At 65.6% G+C, this 13,136-nt stretch carries 10 protein-coding genes; 6 read left to right on the forward strand and 4 right to left on the reverse strand.

Annotated features, from left to right (window positions below; all coding sequences use genetic code 11):
* Nucleotides 1-284: 284 nt before the first annotated feature.
* The gene (locus tag AC5Y2L_RS09365) at nt 285-1,046 is read left to right on the forward strand and encodes an SDR family NAD(P)-dependent oxidoreductase (RefSeq protein ID WP_499933398.1); all 762 of its coding nucleotides are present in this window, start codon (nt 285-287) and stop codon (nt 1,044-1,046) included.
* A gap of 237 nt (nt 1,047-1,283) precedes the next feature.
* On the opposite strand, the gene AC5Y2L_RS09370 is transcribed toward AC5Y2L_RS09365, so the two are convergent.
* Both AC5Y2L_RS09370 and AC5Y2L_RS09375 read right to left on the reverse strand, forming a co-directional pair.
* Nucleotides 1,284-2,699 carry a phytoene desaturase family protein gene (locus AC5Y2L_RS09370; protein WP_499933396.1) on the reverse strand — a complete coding sequence of 472 codons (1,416 nt, stop codon included), beginning with the start codon at nt 2,697-2,699 and terminating at the stop codon, nt 1,284-1,286.
* Complete coding sequence (locus AC5Y2L_RS09375; protein WP_499933394.1) at nt 2,696-4,498, reverse strand: DUF3556 domain-containing protein; 1,803 nt, start codon at nt 4,496-4,498, stop codon at nt 2,696-2,698. The genes AC5Y2L_RS09370 and AC5Y2L_RS09375 overlap by 4 nt, the downstream gene beginning before the upstream one ends.
* A 74-nt stretch (nt 4,499-4,572) precedes the next feature.
* Between AC5Y2L_RS09375 and AC5Y2L_RS09380 the strand changes: the two genes are divergently transcribed.
* Complete coding sequence (locus AC5Y2L_RS09380) at nt 4,573-5,925, forward strand: RsbRD N-terminal domain-containing protein (protein ID WP_499933393.1); 1,353 nt, start codon at nt 4,573-4,575, stop codon at nt 5,923-5,925.
* Nucleotides 5,926-5,974: 49 nt separating this feature from the next.
* On the opposite strand, the gene AC5Y2L_RS09385 is transcribed toward AC5Y2L_RS09380, so the two are convergent.
* Together AC5Y2L_RS09385 and AC5Y2L_RS09390 are read right to left on the reverse strand one after the other, a co-directional pair.
* Complete coding sequence (locus AC5Y2L_RS09385) at nt 5,975-6,157, reverse strand: hypothetical protein (RefSeq protein WP_499933392.1); 183 nt, start codon at nt 6,155-6,157, stop codon at nt 5,975-5,977.
* Nucleotides 6,158-6,360: 203 nt separating this feature from the next.
* Nucleotides 6,361-7,569, reverse strand: a complete 1,209-nt coding sequence (locus AC5Y2L_RS09390; RefSeq protein ID WP_499933391.1) for a PucR family transcriptional regulator — start codon at nt 7,567-7,569, stop codon at nt 6,361-6,363.
* Between the two features lie 145 nt (nt 7,570-7,714).
* On the opposite strand from AC5Y2L_RS09390, the gene AC5Y2L_RS09395 reads away from it, so the two are divergent.
* Genes AC5Y2L_RS09395 through AC5Y2L_RS09410 form a run of 4 tightly spaced genes read left to right on the forward strand, consistent with a single transcriptional unit; the run spans nt 7,715 to nt 13,015 of the window.
* Nucleotides 7,715-9,226 (forward strand): long-chain-fatty-acid--CoA ligase, encoded by a 1,512-nt coding sequence (locus AC5Y2L_RS09395; RefSeq protein WP_499933390.1) that lies wholly within the window; start codon nt 7,715-7,717, stop codon nt 9,224-9,226.
* Nucleotides 9,227-9,228: 2 nt separating this feature from the next.
* Nucleotides 9,229-10,917, forward strand: a complete 1,689-nt coding sequence (locus tag AC5Y2L_RS09400; protein WP_499933388.1) for a PHA/PHB synthase family protein — start codon at nt 9,229-9,231, stop codon at nt 10,915-10,917.
* A 2-nt stretch (nt 10,918-10,919) separates the two neighbouring features.
* The gene (gene phaZ, locus AC5Y2L_RS09405; RefSeq protein ID WP_499933387.1) at nt 10,920-11,756 is read left to right on the forward strand and encodes a poly(3-hydroxyalkanoate) depolymerase; all 837 of its coding nucleotides are present in this window, start codon (nt 10,920-10,922) and stop codon (nt 11,754-11,756) included.
* Nucleotides 11,753-13,015, forward strand: a complete 1,263-nt coding sequence (locus tag AC5Y2L_RS09410; protein WP_499933385.1) for an acyl-CoA dehydrogenase family protein — start codon at nt 11,753-11,755, stop codon at nt 13,013-13,015. Before phaZ ends, AC5Y2L_RS09410 begins: the two co-directional genes overlap by 4 nt.
* Nucleotides 13,016-13,136: the final 121 nt, after the last annotated feature.

Genomic DNA, 13,136 nt, shown 5'->3' on the forward strand with positions numbered 1-13,136 from the left:
GCCGCGCCCAATTTGAAAATCGATCGCTTCATTTCCGTCCAATCCTCGTGTGGTGCTCCTGCGTGGAGGTATGGCACTCATGCTAGGTCCATTCGAACGTATAAAAGGCCCTTTTCGCCGAGACGGTGATGGCGCGAGCAGGGGGCACCTCCCGCTTGCGGGGGAACGCAAAATCCCCTAAAACAGCGGCGCGTGGGGTGATTTTGCGTCTGCTCGCGCCAGTTGCTACATGGCCCAGGTTGCACAATGCAGGGGAACTGAGACCAAGTGAATCGAGAGGGCCAATGACCGTCCAACACAACACCGTCAGCTTCGACTTCACCGGTGCCAACGTGCTGGTGACGGGCGGCACTCACGGCATCGGCTACGCGATCGCCGCCGATTTTGCCAAGGCAGGCGCTGCCGTCACGGTCACCGGTACCCGCGCATCGGCACAGGAGTATCCCGAAACAGACTTGACCGCAATGCAATTCCGTCAGTGTCAGATGTCGGACGTCGCCGCCATAGATGCATTGGCGGAGTCGTTGGGCGCCCTCGACATTCTGGTCAACAACGCCGGTGGCCCATACGCGGGTCACCAGGACGAATGGGATCCCGACGGCTACGCCGGGTCGGTGGCGGTTAACCTGCTCGCCCACATGCGCCTGACGATGGCCTGCCATGACCGGCTCAAGGCAAGCCAGGCCGCCGGCGGCGCCAGCGTGGTCAGCATCGCGTCGATGTCGGCGTTCGTGTCCGCCGTCAATGTGCCGGCCTACAGTTCGTCGAAAGCGGGGATGGTGGCGTTCACCAAGAACCTTGCCCGGCGCTGGGTCGACGACGGCATCCGGGTCAACGCCGTCGCGCCCGGATTGATCGATACCCGGATGACCCGACCCATGCTCGACATCCCCCAATTGCTCGAACCGGAAATACGTCACACCCCGATGGGCAGGATGGGCCGGCCCGACGAGGTCGCACCGGCGGTGTTGTTCCTTTGCACCGACGCGGCCTGCTATATCACTGGCACGACGATCGCTGTCGACGGCGGATACTTGACGGTCTGAGGCGTAGGCGCGGCGGCTACAGCCGCGACGACAGGCACAGCGATTTCGGCATTGTTTGTGAGCACTGGGCTTTGGTTGTGAAGCCTTGGCGTTGATTGTGCCGCCTGGGTGGAAAATCGCGCCAATCCCCGCCCTACGTGCACACCGAAAGCCCTACGTGCACCGCCAAAGCCCTACATTCACACCGAAAGCCCCCCCGGTATCTCGATGCCAAGCCAGCGCGGCGGCCAATGAGCGCTACCTGCCCAGATAGGCCAGCGCGAGTTGGGCGGCGTTGGCGCCGCACATGCCATGCGCGCCCGGCCCCGGCGGGGTGGCCGCTGAGCAGATATACTTGCCCGGCACGCCAATAGTGTAGGGCGACAATGTGATCCGCGGTCCGAACGTCAGCTGGCGAATGTCCTTGGATCCCGTCATGATATCGCCGCCGACATAATTCAGGTTGTAGGCGGACATCTCCGTGGTGCTCCGAACCGCTTGGCCCACAATGCGATCCCGGAAGCCGGGCGCGAACCGCTCGATCTGGGCGACGATCGCCTCCGTGGCGTCGCCGGTGTAGCCGTTGGGGACGTGCGCGTAGCTCCACACCGGATGGACGTTGCCCACCGAGCGTTGCGGGTCGGCCAGATACTGCTGCCCAACCAGTACGAACGGCCGCTCGGGCATCCGCCCGGCGTGGATGTCCCGCTCGGTCGCGGCGAGTTCGGCGTAGGTCCCGGCCAGATGGACGGTGCCGGCCCGGTGGGCGTCCGGATTCGTCCACGGCACGCCACCTTCGACGGCGAAGTCCACCTTGAAGGCACCGGGACCGCGCCGGAAGCTGTTGAACGCGCGCGAAATTCGGCGGGGCAACCGATCGCCGAGAATCCCGGCGACCGCGCCGGGCGCCAGGTCGAACATCGTGACGTCCGCCGACGGCAGCTGCGACAAAGCCTCGACCCGAACGCCGGTCTCGATCTTGCCGCCCAGCTCACCCACCAGCGCCACCATCGCCTGCGTGATCGACTGCGAGCCGCCTTCGGCCACTGCCCAGCCATGCCGGTGCCCGGCGGCGATGATGCCCATCCCGATCGCCGTGGTCATCGGATAGTGCAACGGCCGAAAGGCATGAGCCGCAACGCCTCCGAACAACGCGCGTCCCTCGTCGGTGCGGAACAGCCGAGCGAAGGTCGACGCCGGCAACACGGTCGGTGCGCCGAAGCGCGCCAACGCCAACGGATGCCGCGGCAACCGCAGCAACGGCCGCATGATGTCGTCGCTCAACGTGTCGAACCGTTCCGCTGGGTAGCCGAACGCCAACCGCCACCGCGACCCGTCGCTCCCGAGGCCGGCAGCGGTCTCCGACACCGAGCGGTACAGCACGCCCGCTCCGCCGCCGTCGAGCGGATGGACGCAATCGATCTCCGGCCACCGCCACGACAGCCCGTACCGCTGCAGGTCGAATCGGGCATGAAACGGCGAGCCGACGGCCATCGGGTGGATGGCCGAGCAGTGGTCGTGCAACAAGCCAGGGATAATCGCCTCGCTGCTGCGGACGCCACCACCGACCTCGTCGGCGGCCTCCAACACAGTGACTTCCACGCCTTCGGCGGCCAGGCAAATGGCGGCGGCGAGCCCATTAGGCCCGCCGCCCACCACCACTGCTGTGGTCATGTCAGAGCTCCTCGCTCACGTTCACGCTGCAACGAACCGGTCCCGTCGCGCAGCGACCACGTCACGTGGGTCGGTACCGGACCGTTGGGCAGCCACGGCTGTTCGGCGACGACGTCGGCCACCTCCCAGGTCCCGCGCTCGACGACTCCCAAGGCGGCGTCGATCAGCTTGTAGTGCTGAACGCCGCTGCCCACGGCCTCCGACTCCACCCAGGCGATGACGCACTCGCCCGGCTCGAATTCGGCTTGCTGCTGCACGGCTTGGATCAAGTCTTCATTGTGCAGGTGGCCGTCGCCGAAGTTGAACCCGATCAGGGAATTGCACAAGAACTCGCCCTCGCGCACGGTCCGGGTATCGACATCCGGAAGTCGGCTGACCAGCAATGAGAACAGGCCGCGGCCCTGACTGTGCATGGAGCGCCAGGCGATCGTCTTCTGCGCGGTGATCTCGGCCCACTGCGGCTCGTAACCGAACGCGACGAACTGGTCGACCTGGTTTCCGGCCGAGCGGGTGACCCGGTTCAGCTTGTCCTCCGCGCCGGGTGCGAACGCCCACACCGCCGAGGCCCAGTTGCCCGCATATTGGCGCAGCGACGGCAGGAACGAGACCTTGTCCGGCCGCAGGTTCCCCAGGATCGGGTAGCACAGCAGACCCGCAGCGATGACGGCGGCCAGCCAGGGCGGAGTCATGTCCCACGGGGCGTATCCGGCCCAATTCGGGAACCCGAGGAACAAAAACACTGTGGCATAGGCGAATACGGCGTTCCATTCCAGCGGAACGGCCAGCGGGAAGGTCGAGATGATGAACAGGTGGAACCCCACCATCAGCAGCGCAGCGCCCAGCGTCAGCCATTTGTTGGTGGAGAAGAACAGGGCCAGCGGAGCGACGATCTCGACGAAGGTGCCGTTGACGTGTGCCATGAAACCCGCCACCCGCGACGGCCGCATGTCGCGCGGGAAATCGCGGTAGTGCGCCCGCTTGAGCCACTTGAACGGGATGAAGGGGCTGTTGCTGACCATCGGCGGAATCACGTTGGAGAAGTGCTTGCCGAACTTCGAGAAACCGGCGCCAACCCAGACCACGACGATCAACATCTTCAGCGCGACGATCATGTTGGTGAATGGCAGCACGGCGAAGAACACCAGCGCCGGGAAGTACTGCTCGCCGCGGGCGGCCAAGAATATGGTCTTGTCCCGCAGCCCGATCAGCACCAGCAGCGCGATCGGGGCCACCAGCAGGGCCGGGTCTACGAGCCCGGATACGTTGTCCGGCAACATCTTCGACAGCGAGTCGCTGTGCACACCCGGCAGGACCAGGGCAACGGCCAGGCTGACCAGCAGCGCGAGGTACAGCCCGATGTCGAACCAGGTGCGCCGGTGGCCGTTGGTGAACGGCACCCACTTCCACGGTCGCAGCCGGATGGTGCCCGGCCGGGCCCAGAAATAGATGCCGCCGGTCATCGGCTTGATCTTGCCGGCCAGCGGACCCCAGGATCCGGCGACGCCGATGGCCTCGAGCAGCACGGTCCACAGGATGACCTTTTGATAGACGATCGGCTGGTTCCACCATTGCGTGACATGCCAGAAGGCCGGCAGGCCCGATGTTGCGGTGGCGACCGTGATGCCGCCGATGGCGAAGAAGACGACCAGCTTGACGATGTAGATCAGGTGGACCATTCGTGGTGAGCCGAAACCGTTTTCGGCCCAGTCGATGGCGAGGATGCGCATTCGCTCCAACAGCGGCTTGCGCAGGAACTCGTCCGGATCGAACGCGGGAAGATGCGGTTGGGTGAGTGCCATGGCGGTGGCTCCTTGGTTGAGATGACTTGGTTTGCGACGACAGAGTGCCGCTAACGGTAGGAATTCGGTGCGGCATGACACAGTCGTCGATCGACAAAGCCGTGCGTCGGCGTTATCGCCAGAAGACAACGCGGGCGGCTAACGTCGTTGACGTGGAGAATTCCCGCCGTGCCAGCGACGTCGGGGTGAGCCGTTATGTCGCCGAGGTCGCGACCCGATTGCAGGATCGGGTGACCGAAGTGTCGGCGGACGTCGATCGATACCTCGAGGAACAGATCCCCGATCTGCGCCGCGACGCGCGAATTCTCGAGATGCTCGGGCCCAGCATCGAGGGCAACGTGGACACGATGCTGCGCGCCTTGCGTCACGACATCGCGGTCGAGCGGGTCGAGGCTCCCACAGCAGCATTGGAGTACGCGCGTCGGTTGGCCCAGCACGGTGTTCCGGTCAACGCGCTGGTGCGGGCCTATCGGCTCGGTCAGCGCCGGATGACCGAGTTGATTTTTGCCGAGCTGCGCGCCACCGATGTCCCGGAACCAATGCGGGTGGCGGTGATCGAGGCGATGAGCGTCGCCATATTCGAGTACATCGACTGGATGTCCCAGCAAGTTGTCGCCGTCTATGAAGACGAGCGCGAACGATGGCTAGAGAACCAGAACGTCCTGCGTGGTGTGCGGGTGCGCGAGATCCTTGCCGCGACCAAGACCATCGACGTCGATGCGGCGTCCACCTCGATCCGCTATCCGTTGCGGTGGCACCACGTAGGGCTGGTCATGTGGTTTCCCGACTCGGAAGGCGACGAACTTCCCCGACTGCAAAAGTATCTGCGCGAATTGGGCGAGGCCGCCCACACGGACGCCGGCCCACTGTTCGTTGCTGCCGACCGCAGCTGCGGGTGGGGCTGGTTGCCCTACCGCGCGGGATCCGACAATGTCGTGCAGGCCGTCCGCCATTTCGCGCGGAGCCGCTCGGACTCGCCGAGCTTGGCCGTCGGGGCGATGGCCGGCGGCGTCGACGGTTTTCGCCGCTCGCACCGAGAGGCCGCCGAGGCCCGCGCCGTTGCCGTCGTCAGAGAGTGGCGCGAACCGACGGTGATCGCCTCCACCGATCCGGGGTTGTCCGTGGTGGCGCGTCTTGGCAGTGACGTGCCAGGCATCCGCGAATGGGTGGCAGACGTGCTCGGGAATCTAGGGTGCGACACCGAGAACGACGCACGGCTACGCGAGACGCTGCGGGTGTATCTCGGTTGCGGCGCCAGCTACAAGCTGGCCGCCGAGGAACTCAACATGCACTTCAACTCGGTGAAGTACCGAGTGGGGCGAGCGGTTGCCCGGCGCGCCAGCGAGATCGGCAGTGACCGGCTCGACGTCGAACTGGCGTTGCTGGCCTGTCACTGGTATGGCAGCGCGGTCCTGCACACGAAATGACCGGGCCCGGCTACGTTGGCGGGCCCGGTCGGGTTGGGTGGGGCAGCGATCAGGCTGCGGCAGGAACGGCCACACGAGGTGCCGTGACCCGGGGGAGTCGGATGGCGAGGCCCGGTCGGAAGCTGCGCTGACGCTCGCGGGCAACGTAGACGACGTGGAACACTGCCGGGATGAGCACCGGAAGCAGAACCATCGCGAGGTAGATGGTGATTTGCGCGATCGCTTCGAACATGGCTTCGCCTTCATTTCTCCGCCCTGCGGCGGTGTTGGGATGATCGGGATATGTTGCAGCACTTGAGGATTCGAGCTGGCGGTGATCGAATCACTGGCTTCGAGTAGAGAATTTACCCAGCCGCCCTCAGCTCGGTAATGTCTCGAACCGACCAACTTGCGACGGGCTGTTGTCTTCCGGAAACAAAAGCCGCTAAAGGCCCACTAAGGCACATGCCGCTCGACCTCGAAAGCCAGACACAGCTCGGCGAGGTCTCTGGGTCGAGACAATGATCGGCCGGTCAACTCTTCGATGCGGCGCAGCCGGTGCCGCACGGTATTGGGATGGCAGTAGATCAGCGTTGCGGTGTCGTTGGCAGAGCCGCCCGCCTGCAGCCAAGCCTGAAAGGTGTCTAGCAACAGCGTGCGTTCGTCGGCCGGCAGTGCGTCCACCCGCCCCAGCAGCGTTGACCTGATCTTCGCCATGACCTCGGGTGCGCTGACCGCTGCGACCGCGAGGGGGGTGTCGTCAAAGACGGTGACCAGCGACTCTGCCGATGCTTTCCCGCTGACCGCCAGCCGGGCGTATCGCAGCGCGTCGCCGGTCTCGGACAGCTCGTGAAACGGTGGACTGATGCCGACACGGACGGTAGCCGCCTGCCGCAGTACCTCGAGAAGCGCGCCGAGGCCGTCGGACGGTCGCAGATGCACGATCCCGACCTGCAAATCCGGCAGCAGCCGCCACGCCGAGCGGATGTCACGGGCGGACAGCTTGTTTTCGATCGCCGGCAACCCCAACTTCCCGATCGCGGGCAGCGTCGCCGCCACCACGACGTAAGGTCCGGAAGTCGGCAGCCGCAACAGGTCAGCCGCCTCCCACAGGCTCTGCCGGTCGGTCATCCGGCCCAGCAGCAGCGCTTCCACCAGCGCCGATCGTTCTTCCTCCCGCTCGAGTAGCTGTGCGGTCAGTTGTTGGCGGTAGGCGTCGCTCATGGCCTGGGTGAAAGTCTCCTGCGCGAAGAAGACCCGAGCGGTGGCATCCAAGATCGAGTCCGTGGGTATTGCCGCAGCCCGGGCGGTGGCCAGGGTCTCCTCCCACATGAATCGGAAGCCCATCCGATAGGCGGTCATCACCGCCGGCAGCGGCACCCCGGCCAGCGCGCGCTCGGTGCCGGTCTGCCTGGCCGGCGAGACATCGGCGTCCCCGGCGAGCGAGTGGAAAATGAACGTCACATTCGCCACGCAACTTTCGGCGACCTGATCCCGGGTGACGACGCTGCCGTCCCGGTATGCGTCGATCTCGCGGCAGAGCACGTCGGCCATGGCCATGCCGAGCGCTGGTGCACGGGCCAGCATGAGCTTGCCGAGCTCGATGACGTGCGGATCCACCGCCGCGCCACGCGGCCCGCTGCGGGGCTCGGATACCACGCCCATACCGCCAAACCCTATGCCCGGAAACGGCCGGATGTGCGCGGTAACACCGAACAGGGCTCGCTGTTGTCGCCGCGGACATTGTGGTTCGCGGCTGCGGAGATAACCCTGGAAGTACACCCGACAAGCACTTCCCTGGAGGCAACTCATGACCGCGCTGAGCACCTTCCTAGTTGCATCGAAGGACCGTCACCCTGGACGTGTTGCGCTGCGCTGCAACGACTTACAGATCACGTACGCCGAGTTCGACGCCGCGGCCGCCCGGGTGGCGACGCTGCTGCAGCGGGCCGGAGTCGAGCCGGGCGATCGGGTCGGCGTGATGCTGCCCAACACGCCGGCATTCGCCATTGTGTTCTACGGGATCATGTACCGTGGCGCGGTCGCGGTCCCGATGAACCCGCTGTTGAAATCCCGCGAGGTGTCCTTCTACCTGTCCAATACGGGCGCGAAGGCGTTGTTCGGCACACCCGCCTTTGCAGCGGAAGCCACCGGCGGCGCCGCCGAGGTCCGGGCGAAGTGTTGGATTGTCGACGATGCCGGATTGGCCGATTTGATCGCCGACCTGCCCGCTCAGGAGACACCGGTGCAACGCGACGACGACGACGTCGCGGTCATCCTGCACACGTCGGGCACCACCGGAAAACCCAAGGGCGCCATGCTCACTCACGGTAACCTGGGCCGTAACGCCGAGGTCGCCCTTCGTACCCTGGTCGGAATTGGGCCGGATGACGTGGTTATGGGTTGCCTGCCGCTGTTCCACGTCTTCGGACTGACGTGTGGGCTCAACAGTTCCGTCCTCGCCGGCGCGATGTTGACGCTCATTCCCCGATTCGATCCACGCACGGCTTTGGCGGTGATCGAGCGGGATGGCGTAACGGTTTTCGAGGGCGTGCCGACGATGTATTCGGCGCTACTGAGCGTGGCGGGGGAGGCCACACCGGAGACGACGCGCAGCCTGCGCACCTGCGTCTCCGGTGGCGCGGCGCTCCCCGTCCAGGTGCTGACCGACTTCGAAAAGGCGTTCGGGTGCACCGTTCTCGAGGGCTATGGCCTCTCGGAGAGCTCACCTGCGGCCGCCTTCAACCATCCGGACCGGCCGCGCAAGCCGGGCTCGATCGGTACCCCGATTGAGGGCGTCGAAATGCGAGTGGTCGACCTGGACGGTGTCGAGGTCCCGCAGGGCGAAACCGGCGAGATCCAGATCCGCGGCCACAACGTGATGAAGGGTTACTGGAACCTACCCGAGGCGACCAAAGCGACGATCACCGCCGACGGCTGGCTGAACACAGGTGACGTCGGACGCGTCGACGAGGACGGCTACTTCTACATCGTCGACCGTACCAAGGACATGATCATCCGCGGCGGCTACAACGTGTATCCCCGCGAGATCGAGGAAGTGCTCTACGAGCATCCGGCGGTGGCCGAGGCCGCCGTCGTCGGTATCCCGCATGACTCCCTCGGCGAGGAAGTCGGCGCCGCCGTTGCCCTGAAGAAAGGCGCCGAGGTGTCTCCTGACGAGTTGCGCGATTACGTCAAGGGGCGGGTGGCCGCTTACAAGTACCCGCGCAAGGTCTGGCTCGTCGACGAGCTGCCCAAGGGGCCCACCGGAAAGGTCCAGAAGCGCGACATCACCATCCCGACAACCGAAAGCACACGATAACGATGGCAACTCAAACAAGGCCAGACGAGCTAGCTGCCCCGCTCGACCTGTTGCTCACCAGCGCCACCCGGCCGTTCGTCAGCAGGATGATGCCCAACGCCACCTGGGCCCGCGTCGCCGTCCACCTCGCACAGCACCCCGGTGCGGTGGCCGGCCGGGCCGCCACGCTCACCCGTGAACTCGGCAGCATCGCCGCGGGCAAGTCGCATCGTGCTCCGGCCCGCGCCGACAAGCGGTTCAGCGACCCTGCGTGGCAACAGAATCCGCTACTGCACCGCATCATGCAGGCCTACCTGGCCGGTGCCGAGACGGCGGAAGGTCTGCTCGCCGACGCCCAGCTGGACTGGCGCGACAACGAGAAGATGCAGTTCGTGGTCGACAACTTCGTCGAGGGGCTGGCGCCCACCAACAACCCGCTGATCAGCCCGTTGGGCTGGAAGGCGCTGATCGACACCGGTGGTTTGAGCGCCGTGCGCGGCGCCAAAGCCTTTGCCCGCGACATGGTTTCGAAGCCACGGGTGCCGGCGATGGTGGAACCCGACGCCTTCGCGGTGGGCGAGACGGTGGCGATCACCAAGGGGGCGGTGGTCGCGCAGACCTCGATGTTCGAATTGATTCAGTATGCCCCGCAGACCGCGAAAGTACGCACTATTCCGTTGCTGATGGTGCCGCCGGTGATCAACAAGTACTACATCTTGGACATCGCGCCGGGCCGCAGCATGATCGAGTACTTCGTCCAGCAGGGCCAGCAGGTGTTCGTGATCTCATGGCGCAATCCACAAGCGCGGCACCGGGATTGGGGTTTCGATGCCTATGGCGCGGCGATCATCGAGGCGATGGATGCGGTGCAGAAGATCGCCGGAACCGACAGTGCTCATCTGCTGGCCACCTGCTCGGGCGGCATCCTGGCGGCGATGACGGCGGCCCACCTGGCCGACATCCGCGAGGGCGATCGGGTCGCCGGCCTCACGTTGGCGGTCACCGTGCTGGACGAGACCCGGGCCGGTTTCGCCGCCGCGGCGATGAGCGACCGCGCCGCGCAGGCCGCGATTCGAACGTCGGCGAAGAAAGGTTTCCTCGACGGACGCGACATGGCCGAGATGTTCGCCTGGCTGCGACCCACCGACCTCGTGTGGCGCTACGTCGTGAACAACTACGTGCAGGGCCGCAAGCCCGCGGCGTTCGACGTGTTGTTCTGGAACGCCGATACCACTCGCATGACGGCCGCGTTGCACCGCGACATGGTGCTGATGGGACTGCGGAACTCGCTGGTCAGTCCGGGCGAGGTGAGCATGCTGGGCAGTCCGGTCGATCTGTCGAAGGTCACGTCGGACGCCTATGTCATCGGCGGCGTCGCCGACCACATCTCCCCGTGGCAGGCGACGTACCGCAGCGCGCGGCTGCTCGGCAGCAAGGACAACCGCTACGTGCTGTCCACCAGCGGTCACATCGCCGCATTGGTCAACCCGCCCGGCAACCCGAAGGCGTCGTTCCGAACGGGCCCGGTCGATGCCGAGGATCCCCAGCAGTGGCTGGACTCCGCGCAGAAATTCGCCGACTCCTGGTGGCCGGACTACGTCGGCTGGCTCGCCGAACGCAGCGGCCCGGAGGTCGATGCCCCCAAAATGCTTGGCGGGGACGGCTTCCCGCCACTGGGGCCGGCGCCCGGCGGCTACGTCATGGAGAAGTGACGATGCCGCGCGGCCGCGCCGCGACCGCATCCGTGATCGGCCAGGAACGTTACGTCACCGCCGGCGGTCAACGAATCCGGGTCAACGTGCGACACGGTGACGGCGTGCCGCTGGTGCTGTGCAACGGCATCGGCGCCAGCCTCGAGGTCCTCGACCCGCTGGTGGAGCAGTTGGATTGCACAGTCGTCCGATTCGACGTGCCGGGTGCGGGAGGTTCACCCACATCCGTGCTGCCGTACGGGTTTCCCTACCTGGCCTGGGTGCTCGGCCGAGTGCTGTCCAAGCTGGACATCGGCGTTGTGGACGTGCTGGGGCTGTCCTGGGGCGGGGCCCTCGCGCAGCAGTTCGCGTTTCAGAATCCGCGCCGATGCCGGCGCCTGGTACTGGTGGCGACGGGCACCGGCGCGCTGATGGTGCCGGCCCGGCCCCGCATTCTCGCGAAAATGCTTACCCCGCGCAGATTCTCGGATCCGGACTACGCCGCCTCCATTGCCGGTGACCTCTACGGCGGCACCGTCCGCGCCCACGGTGAGGACGTGGCACGGCTGTTCGTCCGGCAATTGCATGCCGGATCGCGGATCGGCTATCTGCACCAACTACTTGCCGGGTCGGTGTGGACCAGCCTGTTCGCGCTGCCTGCGGTGCGACAGCAGACGCTGATCGTGGCCGGCACCGACGATCCGATCATCCCGGTGGTCAACGCACACATCATGCATGCCCTGCTGCCGCATTCCCGCCTGCACCTGCACGACGGCGGCCACATCGATCTGGTGCACAACGCCACCGAACTTGCCCCCGTCATCGAGAAGTTCCTTACCGAACCCGGAGAAAGACCATGACAACCTTGCCAAAACCGTTCAGCCCGTTCGAGACGCGAGGGGCCAAGGACGCCGACCCGGCCACCGCCGCGCTGGTCGAGGACATCGCCTGCGCCCGCGGCACGGACTACTTCCTGATGAAGGACCAGCTGACCGACGAGGAAAAGGAGATCTTCGCCAAGGTCCGCGCGTTCGGCGAGGCCGAGATCCTGCCGATCGTCAACGACTACTGGGAACGCGGTGAGTTCCCGTTCGAGCTGATCCCCAAAATCGCCGCGCTGAACATCGTGGGCGACCACAACCTCGGCGACTATGGCTGCACGCGGATGAGTGCGGTCGCAAACGGACTCATCACCTACGAGCTATCCCGCGTGGACGGCAGCATCTGCACCTTCTTCGGCGTGCATGTTGGCTTGGCGATGCAGTCGATCAACATCCTCGGTTCCGAGGAGCAGCGGCGGCACTACCTACCGGCGATGGCGCGCCTGGAAAAGATCGGCGCCTTCGCTCTGACCGAGCCCGAGCACGGCTCCGACGCCGTCGTCCTCGAGGCCACCGCTGAGCGTCACGGAGACGAATGGGTGCTGAACGGCCGCAAGCGCTGGCCGGGCAACGCAGTGTGGTGCGACCTGATCGTCGTATACGCGCGCGACACCGCGGACAACCAAGTCAAGGCGTTCGTCGTGGAGAAGGACAACCCGGGCTATTCGGCCACCAAGATCGGCGGCAAGATGTCGCTGCGGATCGTGCAGAACGCGGACATCACGCTTACCAATTGCCGCGTGTCCGAAGCTGCCCGGCTGCAGAATTGCAACAGTTTCAAGGACGTTGGCAAGGTGCTCGCCGGCACGCGCAATTTCGTCGCGTGGGGCGGAACCGGGAACGCCGTCGCAGCCTACGAGATCGCGCTGAACTACGCGTTGCGGCGGAAGCAGTTCGGCCGGCCGATCGCCAGGACCCAGATCATCCAGTCGATGCTGGTGGAGATGCTCGGCGACCTCACCGCGATGCAGCTGTACAGCATCCGGCTGGGCCGGCTCATCGATGAGGGCAAGATCGAAGAGACCATGGCCGCGCTCGCCAAGTACTACTGCACGGTCAAGGGCCGCAATGTGTGTCGACTGGCCCGAGACGTACTGGGCGGCAACGGCATCACGCTCGACTTCCACGTGATGCGTCATCTGTGCGACATGGAAGCCCTGGTGACCTACGAGGGAACCGCCGAGATTCAGTCCCTCATCGTCGGCCGGCACATCACCGGTCAAAGCGCATTCGTATAGCGCGCGAGCTGGGGGCACTCCCCTACCTTCGGTGTGGGCCCACCCGCTTGCGGGGGAACGCAAAATCCCCGAAAACCACGGCGTGCCGGGGGATTTTGCGTCTGCTCGGCGCGTCGCCCCG

The sequence above is a fragment of the Mycobacterium sp. NGS66 genome (assembly GCF_059812225.1).

Bases quoted from the DNA above. Each gene is read 5' to 3' on its own strand.
- AC5Y2L_RS09365 (WP_499933398.1), top strand. From the start codon at position 285: ATGACCGTCCAACACAACACCGTCAGCTTCGACTTCACCGGTGCCAAC.
- AC5Y2L_RS09390 (WP_499933391.1), bottom strand. From the start codon at position 7,569: ATGGGCGTGGTATCCGAGCCCCGCAGCGGGCCGCGTGGCGCGGCGGTG.
- AC5Y2L_RS09385 (WP_499933392.1), bottom strand. From the start codon at position 6,157: ATGTTCGAAGCGATCGCGCAAATCACCATCTACCTCGCGATGGTTCTG.
- AC5Y2L_RS09410 (WP_499933385.1), top strand. From the start codon at position 11,753: ATGACAACCTTGCCAAAACCGTTCAGCCCGTTCGAGACGCGAGGGGCC.
- AC5Y2L_RS09395 (WP_499933390.1), top strand. From the start codon at position 7,715: ATGACCGCGCTGAGCACCTTCCTAGTTGCATCGAAGGACCGTCACCCT.
- AC5Y2L_RS09370 (WP_499933396.1), bottom strand. From the start codon at position 2,699: ATGACCACAGCAGTGGTGGTGGGCGGCGGGCCTAATGGGCTCGCCGCC.
- AC5Y2L_RS09380 (WP_499933393.1), top strand. From the start codon at position 4,573: ATGACACAGTCGTCGATCGACAAAGCCGTGCGTCGGCGTTATCGCCAG.
- AC5Y2L_RS09375 (WP_499933394.1), bottom strand. From the start codon at position 4,498: ATGGCACTCACCCAACCGCATCTTCCCGCGTTCGATCCGGACGAGTTC.
- phaZ (WP_499933387.1), top strand. From the start codon at position 10,920: ATGCCGCGCGGCCGCGCCGCGACCGCATCCGTGATCGGCCAGGAACGT.
- AC5Y2L_RS09400 (WP_499933388.1), top strand. From the start codon at position 9,229: ATGGCAACTCAAACAAGGCCAGACGAGCTAGCTGCCCCGCTCGACCTG.